Annotated in this window: 19 protein-coding genes and 3 tRNA genes; 12 read left to right on the forward strand and 10 right to left on the reverse strand. The window is 43.7% G+C overall.

Going from position 1 to position 20,008, the window contains the following annotated elements; translation table 11 throughout:
- Window positions 1-51 precede the first annotated feature (51 nt).
- Entirely contained in the window at window positions 52-1,068 is a 1,017-nt protein-coding gene (locus AC1DCV_RS03340) for an FAD:protein FMN transferase (protein ID WP_477021821.1), read from the forward strand.
- 80 nt (window positions 1,069-1,148) lie between these two features.
- Here AC1DCV_RS03340 and AC1DCV_RS03345 read toward each other — a convergent pair whose 3' ends face one another.
- The 6 genes from AC1DCV_RS03345 to AC1DCV_RS03370 form a co-directional block, all read right to left on the reverse strand.
- Window positions 1,149-1,769, reverse strand: coding sequence for an outer membrane beta-barrel protein (locus AC1DCV_RS03345; protein ID WP_477021822.1), 621 nt, complete (start codon window positions 1,767-1,769; stop codon window positions 1,149-1,151).
- A 31-nt stretch (window positions 1,770-1,800) separates the two neighbouring features.
- On the reverse strand, window positions 1,801-2,439 hold the full coding sequence (locus AC1DCV_RS03350; RefSeq protein ID WP_477021823.1) for a DUF4136 domain-containing protein: 639 nt from the start codon (window positions 2,437-2,439) through the stop codon (window positions 1,801-1,803).
- A 210-nt stretch (window positions 2,440-2,649) separates the two neighbouring features.
- Window positions 2,650-3,267 carry an HAD family hydrolase gene (locus AC1DCV_RS03355; RefSeq protein ID WP_477021824.1) on the reverse strand — a complete coding sequence of 206 codons (618 nt, stop codon included), beginning with the start codon at window positions 3,265-3,267 and terminating at the stop codon, window positions 2,650-2,652.
- Window positions 3,268-3,294: 27 nt separating this feature from the next.
- Entirely contained in the window at window positions 3,295-4,587 is a 1,293-nt protein-coding gene (locus AC1DCV_RS03360) for a DUF2130 domain-containing protein (RefSeq protein ID WP_477021825.1), read from the reverse strand.
- 261 nt (window positions 4,588-4,848) lie between these two features.
- A tRNA-Leu gene (locus AC1DCV_RS03365) sits at window positions 4,849-4,932 on the reverse strand.
- An 81-nt stretch (window positions 4,933-5,013) separates the two neighbouring features.
- Window positions 5,014-6,162 (reverse strand): sensor histidine kinase, encoded by a 1,149-nt coding sequence (locus AC1DCV_RS03370; RefSeq protein ID WP_477021826.1) that lies wholly within the window; start codon window positions 6,160-6,162, stop codon window positions 5,014-5,016.
- A 117-nt stretch (window positions 6,163-6,279) separates the two neighbouring features.
- On the opposite strand from AC1DCV_RS03370, the gene AC1DCV_RS03375 reads away from it, so the two are divergent.
- The 5 genes from AC1DCV_RS03375 to AC1DCV_RS03395 all read left to right on the forward strand — a co-directional run bounded on the left by AC1DCV_RS03375 (window position 6,280) and on the right by AC1DCV_RS03395 (window position 9,436).
- Entirely contained in the window at window positions 6,280-7,299 is a 1,020-nt protein-coding gene (locus tag AC1DCV_RS03375; protein WP_477021827.1) for a glycosyltransferase family 2 protein, read from the forward strand.
- 82 nt (window positions 7,300-7,381) lie between these two features.
- Window positions 7,382-7,582: a hypothetical protein gene (locus AC1DCV_RS03380; protein ID WP_441572221.1), complete on the forward strand. Its 201-nt coding sequence runs from the start codon at window positions 7,382-7,384 to the stop codon at window positions 7,580-7,582.
- A 172-nt stretch (window positions 7,583-7,754) separates the two neighbouring features.
- Window positions 7,755-8,981, forward strand: a complete 1,227-nt coding sequence (locus AC1DCV_RS03385) for a PepSY-associated TM helix domain-containing protein (RefSeq protein ID WP_477021828.1) — start codon at window positions 7,755-7,757, stop codon at window positions 8,979-8,981.
- Between the two features lie 228 nt (window positions 8,982-9,209).
- Window positions 9,210-9,285, forward strand: a tRNA-Gly gene (locus tag AC1DCV_RS03390).
- A 78-nt stretch (window positions 9,286-9,363) separates the two neighbouring features.
- A tRNA-Gly gene (locus AC1DCV_RS03395) sits at window positions 9,364-9,436 on the forward strand.
- A 335-nt stretch (window positions 9,437-9,771) separates the two neighbouring features.
- Here AC1DCV_RS03395 and AC1DCV_RS03400 read toward each other — a convergent pair.
- Together AC1DCV_RS03400 and AC1DCV_RS03405 are read right to left on the reverse strand one after the other, a co-directional pair.
- A complete protein-coding gene (locus tag AC1DCV_RS03400; RefSeq protein WP_477021829.1) occupies window positions 9,772-10,941 on the reverse strand; it encodes a hypothetical protein in 1,170 nt (389 codons plus the stop codon).
- Entirely contained in the window at window positions 10,928-11,908 is a 981-nt protein-coding gene (locus AC1DCV_RS03405; protein WP_477021830.1) for a DUF2157 domain-containing protein, read from the reverse strand. Before AC1DCV_RS03405 ends, AC1DCV_RS03400 begins: the two co-directional genes overlap by 14 nt.
- 116 nt (window positions 11,909-12,024) lie before the next feature.
- Here AC1DCV_RS03405 and AC1DCV_RS03410 point away from each other — a divergent pair, with 116 nt between their 5' ends.
- Both AC1DCV_RS03410 and AC1DCV_RS03415 read left to right on the forward strand, forming a co-directional pair.
- Window positions 12,025-12,897, forward strand: coding sequence for an SMP-30/gluconolactonase/LRE family protein (locus AC1DCV_RS03410; RefSeq protein ID WP_477021831.1), 873 nt, complete (start codon window positions 12,025-12,027; stop codon window positions 12,895-12,897).
- A 185-nt stretch (window positions 12,898-13,082) separates the two neighbouring features.
- Window positions 13,083-13,376, forward strand: coding sequence for a GNAT family N-acetyltransferase (locus tag AC1DCV_RS03415; RefSeq protein ID WP_159454320.1), 294 nt, complete (start codon window positions 13,083-13,085; stop codon window positions 13,374-13,376).
- Window positions 13,377-13,517: 141 nt separating this feature from the next.
- Here the strand turns inward: AC1DCV_RS03415 and AC1DCV_RS03420 are convergent, their stop codons facing one another.
- The gene (locus AC1DCV_RS03420) at window positions 13,518-14,018 is read right to left on the reverse strand and encodes an OmpH/Skp family outer membrane protein (protein ID WP_477021832.1); all 501 of its coding nucleotides are present in this window, start codon (window positions 14,016-14,018) and stop codon (window positions 13,518-13,520) included.
- A gap of 426 nt (window positions 14,019-14,444) precedes the next feature.
- Between AC1DCV_RS03420 and AC1DCV_RS03425 the strand changes: the two genes are divergently transcribed.
- The 4 genes from AC1DCV_RS03425 (at window position 14,445) to AC1DCV_RS03440 (ending at window position 19,042) form a co-directional block, all read left to right on the forward strand.
- Window positions 14,445-15,017: an RNA polymerase sigma-70 factor gene (locus AC1DCV_RS03425; RefSeq protein ID WP_477021833.1), complete on the forward strand. Its 573-nt coding sequence runs from the start codon at window positions 14,445-14,447 to the stop codon at window positions 15,015-15,017.
- Between the two features lie 10 nt (window positions 15,018-15,027).
- A complete protein-coding gene (locus tag AC1DCV_RS03430; protein WP_477021834.1) occupies window positions 15,028-16,008 on the forward strand; it encodes a FecR family protein in 981 nt (326 codons plus the stop codon).
- A 15-nt stretch (window positions 16,009-16,023) separates the two neighbouring features.
- A complete protein-coding gene (locus tag AC1DCV_RS03435; RefSeq protein ID WP_477021835.1) occupies window positions 16,024-17,838 on the forward strand; it encodes a carboxypeptidase-like regulatory domain-containing protein in 1,815 nt (604 codons plus the stop codon).
- 70 nt (window positions 17,839-17,908) lie between these two features.
- Entirely contained in the window at window positions 17,909-19,042 is a 1,134-nt protein-coding gene (locus AC1DCV_RS03440) for a hypothetical protein (protein WP_477021836.1), read from the forward strand.
- A 61-nt stretch (window positions 19,043-19,103) separates the two neighbouring features.
- Here the strand turns inward: AC1DCV_RS03440 and AC1DCV_RS03445 are convergent, their stop codons facing one another.
- Window positions 19,104-19,985, reverse strand: coding sequence for an SMP-30/gluconolactonase/LRE family protein (locus tag AC1DCV_RS03445; RefSeq protein ID WP_477021837.1), 882 nt, complete (start codon window positions 19,983-19,985; stop codon window positions 19,104-19,106).
- Window positions 19,986-20,008 lie beyond the last annotated feature (23 nt).

Raw genomic sequence — 20,008 nt, forward strand, 5'->3', positions numbered from 1 at the left:
TTGCAGCTATGCTGAAATGGAGATAACTTAGCGCCAACAGTTGAATTAAGAATGAACAAATTATTATTTGCAGGTATCCTGCTATGGGCTACTGCGGCTAAAGCGCAGCAGGAGCCTGTTTTGAAACTGGTGGCCTGTGAAGGCAAAGCACAAGGCACCTATTACATTGTGAAATATTTGTCTGCAGATACAACTTCGCTGCAACCGCGTATAGATTCTATCTTCCGCGTGATTGATCAATCACTTTCTTTGTATAAGCCAGGTTCTGTCATTAATCGTTTCAATGAAACCGGTCGGGTACAAATGGATGAACATATGCAGGCGGTTATAAAAAAAGCCCTGTTTACCAATAAAGCCACGGAAGGTCTGTTTGATGTCACCGTTAAACCACTGGTGTACCTGTGGGGATTCGGGGTAACCAAACCATCCTTCAAAGGTGTGCCACCACCGGATAGTATCAAAGCAGCGATGTCGTATATAGGTTCGCGTTATCTCCACGTAAAAGGAAATGAGCTGTATACTACAAAAAAAGGGGTGCAGATAGATTGTAATGGTATTGCGCAGGGATATACCGTAGATGTACTGGGTAATTTTCTGGCTGCGCAGGGCATAAATAATTACCTGGTAGATGTGGGTGGGGAGCTGTGCGCAAAAGGCCACAATCATCAGCATAAAGTCTGGAGTGTGGGAATAGAAAGACCATCGCCAGGTGATACCACTTATGAGCCCGTGCAGGGCCTGGTGCGGCTTCCGGATAAAGGCATTGCTACCAGTGGTAATTACCGCCGCTTTTTTGATCAGGGACGTACCCGTTTTGCACATACTATTCATCCGTTAACAGGGGTGGCATTGCACAATAATATTATCAGTGTAACGGTGATTGCAAAAGATTGTTTTACGGCAGACGCATTTGATAATCCGCTTATCTTAATGGGGGTAGAAAAGGGCCTGGCTTACATTGCAGCACATGCGGAGTACGGGCTGGAGGCTATTTACATCTATAAAGATAAAGAGGGCACTATTAAAGAGGCGTTTAGCAAAGGCTTTCAACAATACATGGAATTCTGAAAAAAAATATCCCATCCGCTGGTTTAACGGATGGGATCCACTCTCACTTTTCTTTCTTAGAATATGGACAAAAGTGAGTCTTAGTTCAAATGGAACTTCAACCCAATATTTCCCTGGAGGGTATTGTAGCTGGTAATGTCGCCATATTTATACGGTGCATAATTGTAGCGCACATTAGCATTAAACATTACTGGTGAAGCCTTGCCAAAAGGAACGTTGATGCCTATTTCGGGGCTTACGAGAAACTGCCAGCTGTTATTCTTTTCAACAAACTCACCCCAATATTTTTCATAATTCATATTTGCTGTACCTACACCTACTGTTGCGTATGGGATGACTGCTGATTCGGGTTTGGTAAATGCATAACTCACGGTGGCCTGAATAGGAATCACCTGGAGTGTACGTGTTTGTACAGCGGATACATCACCTTGTTTATCCGGATAAACTGCACGTGGGAGCTTCTGATAAAAGTCCTGGAATCCGGAACGGAGACCCACAGACCATTGATCATTCAGCATATATTGTAATCCTGCACTCCAGCCACGGAAGCTGGTTTTATCGGTATAATCTTTCAGTGAGCCAAATGGCTGTGCGATGGAATAGTTGATATCCACTGATAATGGTGGACGAACCTGTGCAGATACTGTCTGCGCTGCAAAACATCCTGCAAAAATCAATATCCAGTTTCTAATCTTTTTCATCTTCCTGTCAATTTAAAAGTTCAAGTCAACATTATTTTTTACTCAGGTAAGTGGACTGGGCAAATGATGCCTGTACCATGGGGTCAATATTTCCGGTAGTCCATACGCCTGATCCGCGCCACAGTGCATTCCATACAGCTGTCAGCTTGTTTCCTTTCGGATTTTTCAGGTCGAAAAGATCGATCGCCACTTGTTTTTCATTTACCTGGTATACGGTGTAGTAAGAAGGCCAATACCAGCCACCACCGGGATATCCCCAGTAACCTGGATCCCAGTAGCCACCACCGCCCCACCATCCCGGATTCCAGGAGATGTTGGTATAGGAATTATCTATACGGGTGAGATTTACTGCCAGATCTGGTTTGGCCGCTTTGTTTACCAGTGTATATCCTCGTTGTTGCATCGCAGCGGTAACAGAGGCGATCAGTTTTTTATCATAGTCCGTCAATGCTTTTTTAGCGGTATCCGCGCTACGCGTTAATACAGCTACCGAATCTACTATGCTGAATGTTGAATAAGATGTGAAATTTGCGGTGCTATCGTGATTCGTAATGTAGATCCTTGACTCTTCATTAGTCATATCTTTCAAAGGATCTTTACGACAGCTGCTGAATGAAACCATCGCTACCACTGCGGCAGCGGCACTGAATAAAAACAAAGTTTTTTTCATGTCCTAGCGTATTAATTTAAAAAATAATTTCCTTACAGGCTAACAATGATGAACCAAAACAGGTTGGTATTCCTGACAATCATGTTTTCCGTGTTTCCTCTCTCTTGAACGGATTAGATAGTTGATTGTTACAGAAAGTTTAGCTGTGGAGTGTTAAGGAAATCTTAAAGTAAAAGAAGGGTTAACAGATTCAATTATTAACGAAGTGGATTAAATAATAATAGATCTATTTTCTAATTCAATTTTTAATTGATGTGGATTTTCGAATAAAATACTGTCGATACCAAACGCTCTTGCAGCAATCACATTTCTTTCATTGTCATCAATGAATAACGCGTTGGCAGCAGCTACCTGGTACCTGTTTAATAACAGCTGATAGAAGGCAGCGGCGGGCTTACGCATTTTTTCACGACCAGATACCACCACGCCATCAAACCAATGAAGGGAAGGATACATAGCCTGCGCTATAGGAAATGTTTCATCAGACCAATTGGTGAGCGCATATAATTTATATTGTCCGCTTTCTTTCAATTGCTGTAATATATTTTTGGTGCCTTCAATTTCTCCGGCCAGCATTTCGGACCATCTGCCGTAGTAGGCGCGGATGTTTTCTTCGTGGTGTGGAAAGCTGGCTACGAGCAAGTCAGTACCTGCAGCGAGTGTTCTGCCTTCATCCTGTGCTTCATTCCAGTCGGATGTGCAAACATCGCGCAGAAATATTTCCATTTCTTCTTCAGAAGAAAAAAGTTTACGATACAGATGCCTGGGATTCCAATCAATTAATACTGCTCCCAGGTCAAAAATAATGGTATTGATAGATGACTGCATAGGCGTATATAAATAAAAAAATAAAAATTAATCCAGTATTTCATCCGCTGCATCCTCCAGCAGTTGCAGGTCTACCGAGTCGCTGCCGGCAATGCCTTCAATTGATCCTCTGATATGTGCTGCGTTCAGTAATACTTTCTCGAGTTGTTTTTCGCGTGATTTCCAGAGTTTTTCCATGGCATCCCGTTCCCGTTGTATMGATAATTTCATGGACATGAATCCTTCACGGATGGCTTTCCATTGTTCTGCAAACTCTCCACCGGTAAGGTATTCGTAGAGCATATGCATTTTATCGCCTTTGTTTTCCTGGGTGCGGAGCTTACTGGAAATTTTTATGATACCATCGCGCAACACATAGGCCAGTGCTTTTACTTCCGCGAAAGTACAGATCCAGATACCATCTTTTTCACCGAAGCGTTCCATGTCTTTAGGCATGGTTTGGGTAACGAGAATGGCTACATCAACACCCTGGCTACGCATATCTGCTTTGAGTTTTTCTACCCAGTCTTTAATAAATTCTTTGGTGCGTTTGCTTTCGTAAATGATCCGGCCGCATTCCTGTCCGAACTGGTTGCGGATCAATTGTACGCAATCGGCGCCGCGTACGCCTTTTCCTACCGGGGTGACTTCATCAAATGGAAAATTGGCGCGCAGCATTTCTTCCAGCACGAGTTCCTGCGCTTCTCCCTGCAACTGCGTAGAACCCTGTTCAACCCTGCGTTTCATCTCTTCTGCCAGTCGGCGTTGGTCTTCCAGCTGTTTTTCCAGCTCTTTTAAACGCATCTGGTGTTCTGTATCCCGGAGACTGTTCCGCTCAGATTCTTCTTTACGTATTTTATCCGCCAGCTCAGAACGGGCTTCCAGTAATTTCTTTTGCAGGTTAATTTCCAGTTCCTGTTCTTTGGTATTCAGTTCCTGTTCTTTGCGCAGAAACTCCAGTTCCTGTTTACGGGCTTCCCTGAGCTTTTCTTCCTGCTCCTGGTTAGCTTCTCTTAACACCGCCATCTGGTTGCCCAGGTCGGCAGTAATGGATTTGCGCAGTTCTTCTTCCATCGTTTCCTGGAGTTGTTTTTTCTCCGCCAGGACACGTTTATTCACTTCTTCTTCCTGTTGTTGTTTCAGTGTTTCTATTTGACGGCGTTCCAGTGCCATCTTGTTTTTTTCGGATAGGAGCGTATCTTTCTCGTCCTGGAGAGACTTGAGGCGGCGGCGCCATTCATCTTCCATTTTACTCCTCATTTCTTTTTCGATATCCGCTGCAAAGGCATCCTCCATGACAAACTGGTGCTTGCAACTGGGACAGGTGATTGATGTTCCCATAGTATTCAGTAAAAAAATTAAGTAAAGATAGGGGATTGGTTGCCTTAATAAAAAAAGGAAGGAGTTTCCTCATCCTTCCTTATTTATCAACGTTAGTAGAAACAAACAACAGGTAAAGGGTTTTCGGGGAGAGTAATACGGTTGGGGTGTGCATGTAAATTGGAAATTTATTGTTAGGTGGGTGTTAAGGCGGGGTTAGGTAATTGTTAAGGATGGGTATAAATGAAAAAAGACCTGCTGATTCAGCAAGTCTTTTTTGTGTGCGAAGGAGGAGATTCGAACTCCCAAGCCCTTTCAGGCACTACCACCTCAAAGTAGCGCGTCTACCAATTTCGCCACCTTCGCATCTGGTAGAATGGGGTGCAAAAATAATGGCTTTTTTAAAATAAGCAAATTTATTTATTCATATTTTGCTGAAACGGGTCATTATTTTCGCAGTACGATCCTGAAAGTGGTCCCTTTGTTGATTTCAGACGACCTTACATAGAGCCTGCCGCGGTGGTATTCTTCTATGATCCTTTTGGCCAGGGAAAGTCCAAGGCCCCATCCCCGCTTTTTGGTGCTGAATCCGGGTTTGAACACTTTTTCGAAGCTCATTTTAGGAATCCCTTTTCCGGAATCCGCCACGTCTACCGTGATAAAAGTAGGGTGGTTTTCTATCGTAATATCGATCTTCCCTTTGCCTTCCATGGCGTCTAAAGCATTTTTTAATAAGTTTTCCACAACCCAGTCAAAAAGCGGGGGAGAGATCATCGCGGGCAGCTCTTCTTCTGCACTATGCACGGTTAATTGTACTTTTTGTGGTGCTCTTTTACGGATATAGCTGGTCATATTCCGGATCTGCTCTACGATGTCTTTTTCTTCCAGTTTGGGGATGCTTCCTATTTTCGAAAAGCGATCCGTGATAAGTTTCAGGCGGTCTACGTCTTTCGATAGCTCCGTTACCAGGGTGCTGTTGGCTTCATTTTCCCGGAGAATTTCCAGCCAGGCTTCCATGGAGGATAGTGGCGTACCGAGTTGGTGGGCCGTTTCTTTGGCCAGTCCCACCCATACCTGGTTTTGGGTGGCACGGTTGGTACTGGATAAGGCAAAAAGCACGATGGCGATAAAAAGGGTGACTACTATGAGTTGTATGTAGGGATAGTAGCGGATTTGCCGGAGAATAAGCGAGTCGCCGTAATAGATGTAATTATATTTTTTTTGCCTGGCATCTACCTCCATGATAAATGGGGGGTGTTGTTTTTTAAAGGCCAGCAGTTCATCGGGGAGATACCTGGGATCCTGCATAATGCGCATGGAGTCGAGGTTTCGGCTATCCATTATTTTTCCATCCTCATTGGTCTGTATCAGGGGGATGGTGGTGTTGTTGGTCACAATGCTGATGGCCAGATTGAGGTTGGCATCAGTATCCGCCCGCAGCAATTCGCGGTTGGCTTCCACCCAGATAGCTACTTTTTTCCGTTCTTCTTCCTGGATATTCTTTGATAAATTACTTACAAACCATATAGTGGTCCCAATGATGAGCACTGCTATGGAGGCCAGTACAAACTTCCACCCGATATACTGTTTAAACATACTTCTAATTTAAGCCATATTTGGCTTGTCTGATTCTGTAATGATTAGCAAATATTAAAATCCTTTGTTGCATATTTGCATCTCAAAAATAATTGTTCACGCTAAACGTAATATCAGTTGCCCGTATTGCCATCAGTAGCAGTTGTTATTTTAAATTGGAACGGAAAATCTTTCCTGGAGAAGTTCCTGCCGTCTGTTTGCCGTTCTACTTATGGCAACCTGCAGCTGGTGCTGGCAGATAATGCCTCATCGGACGACAGTGTGGCTTTTGTGGCGCAACATTACCCGCAGATCCGGATTATCCGTAATGCGAGCAATGACGGTTTTGCCGGCGGTTATAATGATGCCTTACAGCAGGTAGAAGCAGATATTTATGTGTTGCTGAACCAGGACGTGGAAGTGGAAGCCGGCTGGATAGAGCCGGTGGTGGCATTAATGCAGCAAGATCCCCGTATTGCTGCCTGTCAGCCTAAAATGAGGGCTTATCTGCAGCCGGATGAGTTTGAGTATGCCGGTGCAGCCGGAGGCTGGATGGATATCCTGGGTTATACCTTTTGCCGGGGACGTATCCTGTATACTACGGAAAAGGACCTGGGACAGTATAATGATGTGCAGGATGTTTTCTGGGCTACTGGAGCGGCGTTGTTTATACGTTCGGCCTGTTTTCACCAGGTAAATGGTTTTGATCGCGATTTTTTTGCACATATGGAAGAAGTGGACCTTTGCTGGCGCTTACAGCGGGCAGGGTACCGTATTTGTTATTGCCCTGACTCCACAGTGTTTCATGTGGGAGGGGGAAGTTTGCCCCAGGGAAATCCCCGTAAGCTGTATCTGAACTTCCGGAATAACCTGATGATGTTGTGGAAAAACCTGCATAGTGAAGATCGGTGGATTGTGCTGGTACAACGTTTTTTCCTGGATATCCTGGCAGGTGTTAAAAGCCTGGTAGCGGGTAAACCTAAAGATATGGCTGCTATTTACCGTGCTTATAAGGATTACTACCGCTGGCGCCGTAAATATGTGAGAAAGGATGATTTGCCGGAAATGAAGCTGATGAAAATGAAGGGCGTGTTTCATGGCATCATGATCTGGAGGTATTATTTTTTAAAACATAAGAAATTCTCCGAGTTGATTTAGCAGGCAAAAGTTTTCGTTACCGGCCAAATAACTTCGAAAATTTCAAAATATTATGTAGGTTTGCACCGGAAATAAACTGATTATGGAACAGAATACAGTAGAAAATAAATACGATATTACCTTAGATAAGGTTTCCCGCTCCCGCTGGTTATTTTACGTGCAGTTGTTTTGCCTGGTGGCCTTTATCCTGGGGCTTAGCTACGGTCTTTATGCACATAGATATGCCGGAAAACCTGAAGTAAAAGTACAGGGAAGCTCGCTGTATAATCCAAAATATAAGTAAGCAACGGCTTTAACATAATTATCCAGGCCTCCTCCGGTTTTTCCGGGGGAGGTTTTTTTTATGCCCCATCTTTCCCTTTTGCGTAAATGAAATTCCGGATCCGAGCAGCGAAAATGACTTTTTACAGGGATTTTTGTATCTCGGGAATAATAGCTACCCACGGTATTGATCTATGTTTAAACGGACGGATAAATTAAAAAAGAAGCAACATAAGTCGCTTTTCAGGATAGCAGTGGAAAAGTTGCACCTCTGGTTAGGCCTGGGAGCTGGGATGATAGTGCTGATTGTAAGTATTACAGGATGTTTGTTTGTTTTCCAGAAAGAAGTGAACGATATCTATTACCGTAAACAACTAATTGTTACCCCCGAAGCACATGGCGTACGTCCATTAAGCGAGCTGAAGAAAGCAGCAGAAGCCGCACTGGGGCCCGATAAGCCGATCAGCAATATTACTACCTATACTGCCCCTGATCAGGCGTGGGAATTTATGACCTACAAAGGAAATGATACCGCGCTGACCTATTTCGGTTCAATGGAATACTATGAATCTGCCATGGTGAACCCTTATACGGGACAGGTTACGGGCATCATTGATTATAAGCACAATTTCTTTTCTGTTGTAAAAGCTATTCACTGGAGTTTACTGTTAAATAATGCAATCGGGCAGCCGATTGTAGGTTGGAGCGTTTTCATTTTTGTGATCCTGCTGATCACCGGATTGATCATGTGGTGGCCTAAAAAGTGGACTAAAGGCAATCGTGATAAGAGCTTTAAAATTAAGTGGAAAGCTGGTTTTAAAAGGGTGAACTACGACCTGCACAATGTGCTGGGCTTTTATGCCCTCATCCTTGCGCTGGTGCTGGCACTGACGGGTATGGTGTGGGCATTTACCTGGTTTGAGGCTACGGTGTATGTGGTGGCTTCCCGCAGCATTATGCCTCCTGACAGATCATTGCACGAGTCGGTAAAAGGAACAGCATCATTGACTGGCGACCCGTTGGACCTCGCTTTTGAGAAAGCGTTGCCTATCCTGAAAGGCAACGACCGCGTTTTCATTTATCCTGCAAGTGGTGAAAAAGGCGTGAATGTAATTGGTGGCTATAAAGGAAAGGAAACGTACTATGGATCCGATCAGCTACAGTTTGATCAATACAGCGCAAAGCTGCTGGGCAGGCGTAACGATGCACATAAGAATGCGGGTGAGCGGTTAATAGAAATGAACTATGATATTCATGTGGGTGCTATTGGTGGCATAGCAGGAAAGATTATTGCATTTATTGTCAGCTTAATATGCGCCTCCTTGCCTGTAACGGGTTTCCTGGTATGGTGGGGTAAGCGGAAAAAATCTAAAAAGAAGCCTTTAATCATTCGTCGTGTAGCGGTAACGGACACAATGTAAATAAAAAGTATTACTAATTTTTCTCTTGAAATGCTTTACAGATCTGTGTTTCAGTAAGTTGATGCATATATCCGTGCAAATTTTTTTTAGAAAAGTTTGAAAAAAAATTTTGTGTTTTCAGTCCGTTTCCTATCTTTGCAATCCCAACAAAAACGCCACAGGGCAAAGCAAACGAAAGAATGCACATTGAAGGGAGAAGTTCTTAAAATAACGAAGTTTTTAATACCTGCGAAAGTAGCTCATTTGGTAGAGCACGACCTTGCCAAGGTCGGGGTGGCCGGTTCGAGCCCGGTCTTTCGCTCCAGATACTTGTTGGGGATAACAAGTAACGCATGAAGCTCATCGCTAATGTGAAACCAATCCCGAAGTTCTTAATACATCTGCGAAAGTAGCTCATTTGGTAGAGCACGACCTTGCCAAGGTCGGGGTGGCCGGTTCGAGCCCGGTCTTTCGCTCTTTTAAGCCTGACTGATTATTTCAGTCAGGCTTTTTTTATGCCCCCACGAATGCTACAGATCTAAGCCTGGCAGCTGCCCTAAAGACTGCTTCATGGATATCGATGCTATGCTTAGCACCCGCTTAGCACCTATAGAAGTACTGCAGGGGAGGTGGACTTGATGCGGGGATAACGTGGACTTGATGTGGGGATGACGTGGACTTAATGCGGGGATGACGTGGACTTGATGCGGGGATGAAGTTCCGATGGATAACCCCGATGAAATTGCATCAGAAGATGGATGGAGGTCAGAATTGGCCATAGCAACGCTGCTATGGCCAGGTTGTAACCGCTTTAATAATCTCCGCTGGCGCCGCCACCACCACCGGTGCCACCACCAAAATCCATATCCGGCGTATGTGTACCAGGTACATAAGTTTGGGCAATGATCAGTGATTCCAGTTTTAGTTTATCGGCTAGGGAAGGCTCATCTGCTTCTACATAAGTAAAGCCGTGACGGGGTACCTGCAGGTAGCGTATCAGTGCCCATGCACCGAACGTTAATACCAGGCCACCAACCACCATCGCGGTTTCCAGCGGCATTACACTGTGATAATACCGGATGGTAAATACAATGGCTGCTAAGAGGATCATCCCGGTGCGTAACAGGATAGCGTCTTTTTTACGGATGCCAAGATAGAGGTATATGAAAGGTATAACGGTCGTGTATATCCAGAAGAACAAAGCGCCGGGTATAGACTGTCCATCCTGTAGTTGCAGGTCAAACATGGCGTTGCTGACTTCTCTTACTACAAAGTAATTGCCAGCCAGGTAAAGCGTGAGTAAAGCGAGTACCGATATCACCGTTAAACAATGTTTGTAGTGCCGGAAAGCCACCTGTTTCATCCATCTTCTTACTATAAAATAAACGGCCAGCGAAAGGGCCATTACTACAAAAGGAGTGACAGTTTTAGCAACAGGCCCCAGTTTGATCAGCAGACTGAAAATAAGCCCAAGGAATGCCAGGAAGGCGGCTCCTGCCATCACCATATCAGCAAAACGTAAGGTGGCCAATAGCGTTACTATAAAAGTAACCAGGCACCAGGTAGTCATGGAAACGTGGTCAAAGTCGTAAGCAACCAAACTACTGATCAGCAATAACACAGTGCCCCATAGCAACGCATCATCTACACCGGCACGGAATAATTTTTTTTCACGAATGAATAATTCCAGTGCTACATAACAGGCTAGTCCGGCGAAAATACAGAGGCCCGCAAATCCTTTCTCATTGCGTAGTACGTCGAGCGTCATTAAAGTCAGTAGTCCGAGTGAAAAACAAACGATAATAGTAGTGAGTATAAACAGCCCGATCTTGATGATGGGGTTAGGTGTATAAAAATTTACGGGATGTGCTGCCTCAATGGCTTTATAAGTAGCCACGTCAATACAATCCTTTCTCAGCGCTATTTCCGCTTCTTCTTTTATTTCCAGGTTGTCGAGTGTGTTGGAATTATACGCGAGCATTTTTAATTTTTTTGTTGAGGTTAATCAATAGCAGGATAACGCCGATAGCAGAGCCGATCACATAGAAAAATCCCAGGTACAGCCCCCCGATATCCGGCGCCTTGAAAAGCACCCGGAAGAATACAATCGTGAACCCGAGATAAAGATATAAGACGGTGATCAGAACAAAGTAAAAAGAGCGTTCCCGGAATGCCTGCAGGTAGATGTAAGTGCCTATGCCAGCCATAAAGAGGAACCATAAGAAGTGAGCGTCATCAAACATGCATATCCCAGCTATGCAGGAAATAAAAATAATATGCGCGCCGAAGTTTTGATAGGTAAAGGCGAAATGTTTCTTTAGATTTTTCCAGGTAGATAGCATGGCCAGTAGCAACAGGATCACGCCTAATAATGTGCCGGTGTAAATGAGTTGTTGGCTGCTGAAATCATTGGCAGATAGTAACTGAAATGGTGTGACAGCAATGCCCATCCAGGCAGCCAGATTGGTGATAGCCATGGACAGCACACCCAGGTGATCAAAGTAATAAGCGCTGATGGCAAGTACTGCCAATGGAATAAAAGTAGCGAGTCCGTAGGCGGTACCGAAAGCGGTATATTGAAACTGCAGGTACCCGATAAAAGTAACGAACGTGAGACAACCTAACAGTAACGCATAATCGAAAAAGGTATTCGGAGACTTTACCTGCTGCCATGAAAAGGGCAGTTTTTGCCGGATACAATAACTGAAACAACCAGCGCAAATCACACCTATGATCAGCAGTATTACCTGGTGGCCAATGGTGTCAATATTTTTATAGATCAGTATACCTAAACCGCCGCTCAGGAGTAATACGCCGAGATACAGGAGGGTTTTGATTTCCCAGTGMAGGGAAAATAAACGATGCTCTTCTGCTGTTTTTACGGATGCCAGGGAGTTGTCATTTATCAACCCCTCCTTGTGGAGTTTTTCAAATACTTTTACGTTCATAGACGGAATTAAAGAACTGGAAATTAACAATCATTATAGCATGCAATATACAATATCAACGCGCAAAAGTATATATTGGATGTTTGCCGACATGGTTGTTTATTAAAATAAGAAATATGAAGTTATATCAACCGGAGTTATTATCGCAGTTAACGAGTGAGCTGGGCGAAGGCGCCTGCTGGTGGCCGGAAAGAAAGAGCTGGTGTTGGGTAGATATACTCGGACATGTTATTTACATGAGAGATGAAAACGGGCACCAGCAAGCTTTTGATGTGGGTACCCATGTCACTACACTGGTACCGGTGACCGGGCAGAATGCCTTAGTAGCGGGAGTGAAAGATGGTATTGCCTTTTTTTCTCCGGAGCAGGGATTGGGTAAACTGCTGACAGTACTGGATGAAAGAGATAATATGCGATGTAATGATGGTAAGTGCGATCCGGCCGGAAGACTGTGGATAGGTACCATGCAGATGCCGGCCGAAGAAGGCACCGGGACATTGTATTGTATCACGGGCAAAGCGGCGCCGGTAGTGAAGTTGGAAGGCGTTACTATTTCCAACGGGTTGGTGTGGAGAGGAGATAAGATGTACTATAATGATACGCATACAGGTACAGTGCAGGAATTCAGTTATGACGAAACCACGGGTGCTATTGCCTTTACGCGGGTAGCGATTCGTATTCCTGAAGTGCTGGGAGATCCGGATGGTATGGCGATGGATAGCAACGGCATGTTATGGATTGCTCAGTGGGGTGGTTCGGGTGTGTATTGCTGGAATCCTGAAACGGGAGAGTTGTTGGGTAAGGTAGAAGTGCCTGCGCCGCATGTTTCTTCCTGTGCTTTTGGAGGTGCTGATATGGATGAAATGCTGATTACGACCGCCCGGGAGCATATGACAGCGGAACAAATAAGAGAATATCCCCTTAGTGGTAGTGTGTTTCACGTAAGACTTCCCGTTAAAGGCTTGCCTGTCAGCTACTTTAAGTATTAGTTATTTTTACATATTAATGTTTCACGGTTTTCTACTAAAATATTAGTATATTTGCAGACGGAATGAGCTTTTTCAGGGTATTTTAATACCAATCATGCTATCTTATATCAACTTCCCTTTTGCATAAGATACTTTCCCTTTAGTACGCTACCGCTAGAAACATCGTGTAAAAAATAATTATGATCATGAAGGATTTTAAAATTATTGACAACAAGGAAGCCAGGCAGTTTGAAGCGCATATCGCTGGACAAATGGCTAAAGTAATTTACGAAAGAAATGGAAGCCGTATTTTCCTGACTGGTGCAGAAGTGCCTCCGGTGTTGGAAAAGCAGGGTGTATTACCAATGATGCTGGGAAAAGTAATGGAGGAGATTTCTGCACAGAATATCCGTATGGTACCTTCCAGCAAAAAAGTGGCAGAATTTGTACGTAGCAATCCGCAGTGGAAAACATTGCTGGCGCACGGTTTACACATATAGTTCTTTACATGTTACATTTGACATTTAGTTATTTAATTATTTGCCGGTAGTAAACATATTGCAGAATATAAGAATGGCGGAAGAGACGACAAACATTTATACCAGTCAAATAACTAAATAACTAAATACCCAAATGCCCTCTTACTTGATGCCCATCTTCACTTTCACAGCCGGCATCAAATCATCGGCTTCTGCGGATACCAATACCGCATCTCTGGAGTTATCAATCACCAGCGTGTAGCCTTTTTCGTTAGCCACCGCCTTCAAAATCTTTTTAGCTTTATCTAATATAGGAGTAAGTAATTCCTGTTCCCTGGTGGACATGGTTTGCTCTGACATTTGTTTATACTGCTGTAAATTAGCCTGCATACTTTTAATCTCAGCTACCTTTACTTCCTGCATGGCAGGTGTGAGTTTGTTTTGAATACTGTCGAACTCCGTTACCTTTTTGGTATACTCTGCCAGCAGTTGTTGCCCATCCTGATTTAATTTTTCCTGCAATACATTTAATGTATCAGTGGCCTGTTTGCTCTCAGGCATTAAACCAATCATTTGTTGAAAATTAATATAACCCGTTTTAGATTGGGCAAAAAGAACAGTGCTTCCTAACAGCAGCAGGCAAAGTGTACAGATAAATTTCATCGGGATAATTTTCACAATATTAGTGGTCCAGTTGTGAAATATTCTTTAAGATGAATATAATGTATTGTTAAAGTGACTAGAAAAGTTAACGCATTTCCGGGGCTGTAAACCGGTCGCTATATCCCCTTTCCCTTGCCGTTGGTGGAAGCATCACGGGCTGTATCGCTACTTTTAGTTTCCTTTTTACCTTTTGGGAGATGGATACCTGATAGTTAGCGCCTCATATAATAACCTTTATAATATTGCATATTTAACAGATAACCAATTAGATATGAAATTGTACGCTGCTTTCATCCCAAAAAGGATGTTTCCACAAGGAAATTTTGCATCACGGCGTAGGGGTAAGATCTCCTCAAGGTGTCGTATAATAAATCAGTTCAATTGGCAGAAGGAATTATATTTGACGTTAGATATCAAACCCTAAGCATGGAATTTAGAAGTCCGGGTACTGCAGTACCGGAGATTGAAACCTCATTAACATTTGAACAGGTTTTTAAAACACATTTTAAAGGCTTGCATTCCTATGCCTGTACCTTGTTAAAAGACGAAATAATGGGGGAGGAAATGGTGCAGAACGTCTTTTGTAAACTGTGGGAGAAATCCGGCGATATAAAAATAAAGCAATCCATTTCAGGATACCTTTACCGGGCAGTATACCATGAATGCATAAACTACCTGCGACATCAAAAAGTAAAAGCTACCCACCAGGCACATACTAAATACCAGATGAACAACGATCAAAGCGCCGGAAACGCTTCCGGTAAAGTAATGTTACGGGAGCTGGAAGAGAAGCTGGAACTGGCTTTACAGGCATTGCCAGAGAAGTGCCGTACTGTTTTTCAGTTGAGCCGGTTTGAAGAATTAAAATACCAGGAAATAGCAGATCGCCTGGATATCTCTATAAAAACTGTGGAAAACCAGATGGGCAAAGCTTTGCGCTTATTACGACTCAACCTGGTAGATTTTCTACCCTTGTTATTAATTTTGCTCCACCTGTAAAAGTGCATAAGTGAAAAAACAATCCGATCATATAAACGATGACCTCCTGGTAAAATATCTGCTGGATATTACCACTCCTATGGAGAAAGCAGCAGTGGCTGAATGGCTGACGGAAAAAGAGGAGCACCAACGTTATTTTGAACATTTCCGCCTCATATGGACGGAAAGTAAGAAACTTGCTGCCGTTAGTACGGTCAATGAAAATGATGCCTGGAGCCGCTTTCAGCAACGGGTAGGCACCAACGAAAATACTGCACGTATTGTACAACTGGATACCAGCGTAAACTGGAAACCGTTACTGCGTATTGCTGCCGTACTTATTGTACTTCTGGGCGCCGCAGGATTCTGGTACCTGTCTAAAACAAATGGGCAACCCATGATCGTGAGCTCTGGTCAACAAATAAAAAGTGAAACCTTGCCCGATGGTTCACAGGTAACACTTAACAAACAGTCTACCATTGAGTATGCCGCTTCCTTTAAAAAAGAACGGAGTGTAAAGCTGGAAGGAGAAGCATTTTTTAATGTGGCACAGGATCCCGGAAAACCATTCATATTAAAGGTAAACGATGTAACCGTAAGAGTATTGGGTACTTCTTTCAATGTAAAAAGTGTAAATGGTAAAACAGAAGTGATCGTAGAAACGGGCGCCGTGGAAGTAAGCAAAAACAGCAACAGCGTGCAGCTGAAACAACATGAGAAAGCAGTTGTAACCAGCGACCAGTCGGCCCCCAGCAAACAAAGTAATAACGATGAGCTGTATAGCTATTACCGCACACAAACCTTTGTATGTAATAATACACCGTTGTGGAAACTGGTAGAGATCCTGAATGAAGCATATGGTGTGAACATTGTTATTGCGGATAATAATAAACGTGATTTGCAGATTAATTCTACCTTTACGAACAGTTCGCTGGATAGTACTTTACAAGTAATCGGGCTTACTTATGAGATTGAAGTGGAGAAAAAAGGATCACAAATCATATTGAAATAATAGCCTTCGTACTGTATGTTACTATCTAAGCAATTGCTGACCTTATTTTTAGGATGTATTTTCTCCATGTCTGTTGCCGCACAAAATCTGTTGAACAAAACAGTGAGCATAGAAGCAAGGCAGCGGCCACTTTCAGAGGTGCTTACTTCGATCAGCAAACAAGGCGGTTTTTATTTCTCCTATTTAACTACGATGCTTCCGCAAGATAGTCTGGTAAGCATCTCGCAAAAGAATAAAAGTGTAAAACAGATACTGGATATGTTGCTCTCCGATTACCAGTATAAAGAATCGGGGAATTATATTATTCTGCTAAAAAAATCTTCAGGACAATCGCAGGTATATTATCTGATCAGCGGGGTCGTCACGGATAAAAAAACAGGGCAGCGGCTACCCAATGCCAGTGTCTATGAACGACAGCAACTCATTTCTACATTAACAAACAACGACGGTTATTTCAGGCTGCGGTTAAAGGATAAATATCCTACCGCAGCCATCAGCGTTAGTAAGGACCTGTATGCAGATACTTCTTTGTTCCTTACTACGGGCTATGATCAGGAAGTAGCGGTGAGTATTTCACCTACTACCTATCAGTTGAAAACGGTAGATATTACCGGGCATTCACGGGTAGAAAAAACATGGTTTGCTAAAATATTCTTATCCTCCCGTCAGAAATTAACCAGCTTGAATATTGGGGCCTTCCTGGCAGATAAGCCGTACCAGGTATCGCTTACACCTGGATTAGGTACGCATGGCCGTATGAGTGGACAGGTAGTGAATAAATTTTCCGTGAACGTGTTGGGTGGTTATACTGCCGGTGTGGATGGAGTGGAAATAGGTACCGCATTCAACATTGTGAAAAATGATATGAAGGATGTGCAGATAGCAGGTTTGGTGAATGTGGTAGGTGGAAAAACAAGAGGTGTACAATTAGCGGGTTTCCATAACAATGTGCTGGATTCCATGATTGGTTTGCAGGTATCCGGTTTCAGTAATATAACAGAAGGCAGTCTGCAGGGCGTGCAGATTACCGGTGCTGTTGGCCAGGTGTATGGTAACATGAATGGTGCGCAAATACAGGGCCTGGCAGGTGTTACACGTGGTAATACTATTGGCTGGCAGGTGTCTGGTGCATTAAATTATACGAAGGGTAATGTCGACGGACTGCAACTGAGTGGTATTGCCAATTACAGCCAAAAAGATGCGAACGGGGTGCAGTTGGCAGGCGCCGGCAATATTAGCCGGGGCACCATGAAAGGCGTGCAGATATCCGGCATTTTTAATTATGCGCGGCAGATGGATGGGGTGCAGATAGGCCTGGTGAATATTGCGGATAGCGTGAATGGTTATAGCATCGGCATCATTAACATTGTACGCCGGGGATATAAAAAAGTGGTATTGTTTACCACAGACGTGTTGCCTTACAATATCGCCTGGAAGGCTGGCCGTAGTGAGTTATACAGTATTTTGCTGGGAGGTTTTGGTACCGGTGAAAACAATAATGCCTGGTCTATCGGATATGGTATTGGAAAAAATATTCCTCTAAATAAAGTACTTTCTCTTGCAACGGAAGCCACTGCACAAAACACCTGGCAGGGTAGCTGGAATCATAATACCCAGATATACCGGCTGCAACCTTCACTGAATGTAAAGCTCAGCAAACGCATTTCTTTATTTGCGGGACCTGCACTGTCTATTGCTGTAGCCGACGACGAGAATAAAATAGATCCCACACGTCACTACATTAATTTCGGTGAACATTATCCTTCTTTTAATATGGGAGGTTCCGCCAAGGGCTGGCTGGGCTGGCAGGCAGGTATCAGTCTTTTTTAATTTTTCATTTATTGCATAGGGGTAGATGTTCCTCAACGTGTCGTTATACTATACGAAATAATTACACAACATGAGAACATTTAACTTCAGCAACCGGATCGTTATAATTGTAGCTTCAATTTTATCCCTCGCCAGCACTGCGTTTGCGCAGACACCACTTACAAGTCCCGCACATATAGGATTCGTTTATCCGTTGAGCAGTAATGGTAAAAATGCGGCGGCTTATACGAACCATTTTTCATTAAATATTATTGCAGGTTTATCCAAAGCAGAAACTGGTGCGGCGATTGCCGGTATCTCCAATATCATCAAAGACAGCGCTACCGGCGTGCAGATCGCAGGCTTCTCTAATCATATTGGCCGCACTTCCCGCAGTGTACAGCTGGCAGGATTTATGAACCAGGTAAAGCATGATGCCAATGGAGCGCAGGTAGCCGCATTCCTGAATCTGGATGGTAGCCTGAAAGGCTTTCAGGCAGCCGGTTTTGCGAATATTGTATCCAAAGATGTGGACGGCACACAGTTAGGCGGTTTCATGAATATGGCCCGCAATAACTCAGAGGCGCAGATCTCTGGTTTCACGAATATTACCAACAAAGGAAATATACAGGTAACTGGTTTTATGAATAAAGCAGATGATGTACATGTACAGGTAGCCGGGTTCCTGAACGTAGCTAAGAAAGTAAAAGGTGTGCAGGTGGGTTTCATCAATATTGCAGATAGCAACGAGTGTCCTATCGGGGCAATTAACATTATAAAAGGCGGAGAAAAACAGGTGAGTGTGAGCATAGATGAAACGACGACTATCATGGCGGCTTTTAAGTCTGGTGGCCGGATCTTGTATGGCATCCTGGGTGCCGGGTATAATGCTAAAAACAGTACTTCTTTATATGCTCTGCAGGCAGGTATTGGTGCACATCTGCCTTTGCTCTCACATTTCAGAATTAATACGGAAGCTACCGCTACGTTCATGACAGCTTTTAAAGGAGGTGAGTTTCATCGTCAAACATTAGGGATTTATCCAGCTTATCGTTTTGGCAGCAGAGTGGAAGTATTTGCGGGGCCTACGTTTAACTATGTTGAAAGTAAACACGGACTGGGAGTAGACCTGGTGAATCATTATATCTGGTCTGAAGATGTTAGGAATAACCGTTTTAACGGTGCTTACATCGGTGCAGCAGGTGGTGTACAGGTAAGGTTATAAGCGGATATTGTCTTTGGGCAGGATTAATATAATCCTGCCCAAAGACAAAAAAACCGTCCAACTATTTAGTGATTTTATATTTCAGAATATTTCCTTCCAACATCGCCGGTGTAATTACATCTCCCTTATTATCTACTATAAAGTCGGCCGGGCCGGCAATCAATACCTGGTTTGATGTGTTTACTTTTCCACTTGCCAGATCCAACTCCAGCAGCACTCCTTTCTTTTCAAATGCTACCCAATCGGATATGATCAGTTTCGTGTTATGCTGCGTGAGGGCAATGCCATCATAGTAACCCAGGCGGTTTGTCAATGGCACAAACACTTTCGTTGTTGCTGCCATATCAATATAACCGATTTGTCCGTCTGGTTTTCCCGCGTCACCAAATCCACATACGTATAACCGTTTCCGTTTGCTATCATATACAAGCCCGTTAGTGCCTCTTACCGGCGTTGTATAAAGCAGTTCTTCCGCACGGGGATGATTGTCCAGGTGTACGAGGAAAAGCTTGTTTACATCTGTTGCAGAAGCGATCAGCGTTGAATCATTGATCGCTACTATGTCATTTAAAAAGTTGGTAGCCGGCGCCACATCTATATTAAAACGTAGCGTACCATCTTTGAGGTCATAGCCTTTTATTTTGTCTATATCTGCTACAAAGAGTTGGTGGTGCAACAGGAAGGCTCCTTTGGGAGCATCCAGTCCCTTGGCAAAGATACTGCTGTGGCCTTGCTGATCCATTTTAAAGATACTGCCGTTTCCATCTTTTCTGGTAGGGTCGCCGCCTTCGCCAACATCCGCGATATAAAAGCTTTTGCCATCTGTAGCCACGCTTTCAGGAGCATGCATAAATGAGGTACTGTTGAGTTGTTGTTGTGCAAAGGTGTGGCCGCCTGTAAGTAAGGCGGCAGCTATCAGCCCTGCCATGGTGATACTTTTCATAGTTTGATTTTATTTTAGCAAAG

It is taken from the genome of Chitinophaga sp. 10T418 (assembly GCF_056394125.1).

What these genes read in the sequence shown, in the direction of transcription:
- AC1DCV_RS03340 (WP_477021821.1), top strand. Translation starts at nt 52, where the DNA reads ATGAACAAATTATTATTTGCAGGTATCCTGCTATGGGCTACTGCGGCT.
- AC1DCV_RS03345 (WP_477021822.1), bottom strand. Translation starts at nt 1,769, where the DNA reads ATGAAAAAGATTAGAAACTGGATATTGATTTTTGCAGGATGTTTTGCA.
- AC1DCV_RS03350 (WP_477021823.1), bottom strand. Translation starts at nt 2,439, where the DNA reads ATGAAAAAAACTTTGTTTTTATTCAGTGCCGCTGCCGCAGTGGTAGCG.
- AC1DCV_RS03355 (WP_477021824.1), bottom strand. Translation starts at nt 3,267, where the DNA reads ATGCAGTCATCTATCAATACCATTATTTTTGACCTGGGAGCAGTATTA.
- AC1DCV_RS03370 (WP_477021826.1), bottom strand. Translation starts at nt 6,162, where the DNA reads ATGTTTAAACAGTATATCGGGTGGAAGTTTGTACTGGCCTCCATAGCA.
- AC1DCV_RS03380 (WP_441572221.1), top strand. Translation starts at nt 7,382, where the DNA reads ATGGAACAGAATACAGTAGAAAATAAATACGATATTACCTTAGATAAG.
- AC1DCV_RS03385 (WP_477021828.1), top strand. Translation starts at nt 7,755, where the DNA reads ATGTTTAAACGGACGGATAAATTAAAAAAGAAGCAACATAAGTCGCTT.
- AC1DCV_RS03400 (WP_477021829.1), bottom strand. Translation starts at nt 10,941, where the DNA reads ATGCTCGCGTATAATTCCAACACACTCGACAACCTGGAAATAAAAGAA.
- AC1DCV_RS03410 (WP_477021831.1), top strand. Translation starts at nt 12,025, where the DNA reads ATGAAGTTATATCAACCGGAGTTATTATCGCAGTTAACGAGTGAGCTG.
- AC1DCV_RS03415 (WP_159454320.1), top strand. Translation starts at nt 13,083, where the DNA reads ATGAAGGATTTTAAAATTATTGACAACAAGGAAGCCAGGCAGTTTGAA.
- AC1DCV_RS03420 (WP_477021832.1), bottom strand. Translation starts at nt 14,018, where the DNA reads ATGAAATTTATCTGTACACTTTGCCTGCTGCTGTTAGGAAGCACTGTT.
- AC1DCV_RS03425 (WP_477021833.1), top strand. Translation starts at nt 14,445, where the DNA reads ATGGAATTTAGAAGTCCGGGTACTGCAGTACCGGAGATTGAAACCTCA.
- AC1DCV_RS03435 (WP_477021835.1), top strand. Translation starts at nt 16,024, where the DNA reads ATGTTACTATCTAAGCAATTGCTGACCTTATTTTTAGGATGTATTTTC.
- AC1DCV_RS03440 (WP_477021836.1), top strand. Translation starts at nt 17,909, where the DNA reads ATGAGAACATTTAACTTCAGCAACCGGATCGTTATAATTGTAGCTTCA.
- AC1DCV_RS03445 (WP_477021837.1), bottom strand. Translation starts at nt 19,985, where the DNA reads ATGAAAAGTATCACCATGGCAGGGCTGATAGCTGCCGCCTTACTTACA.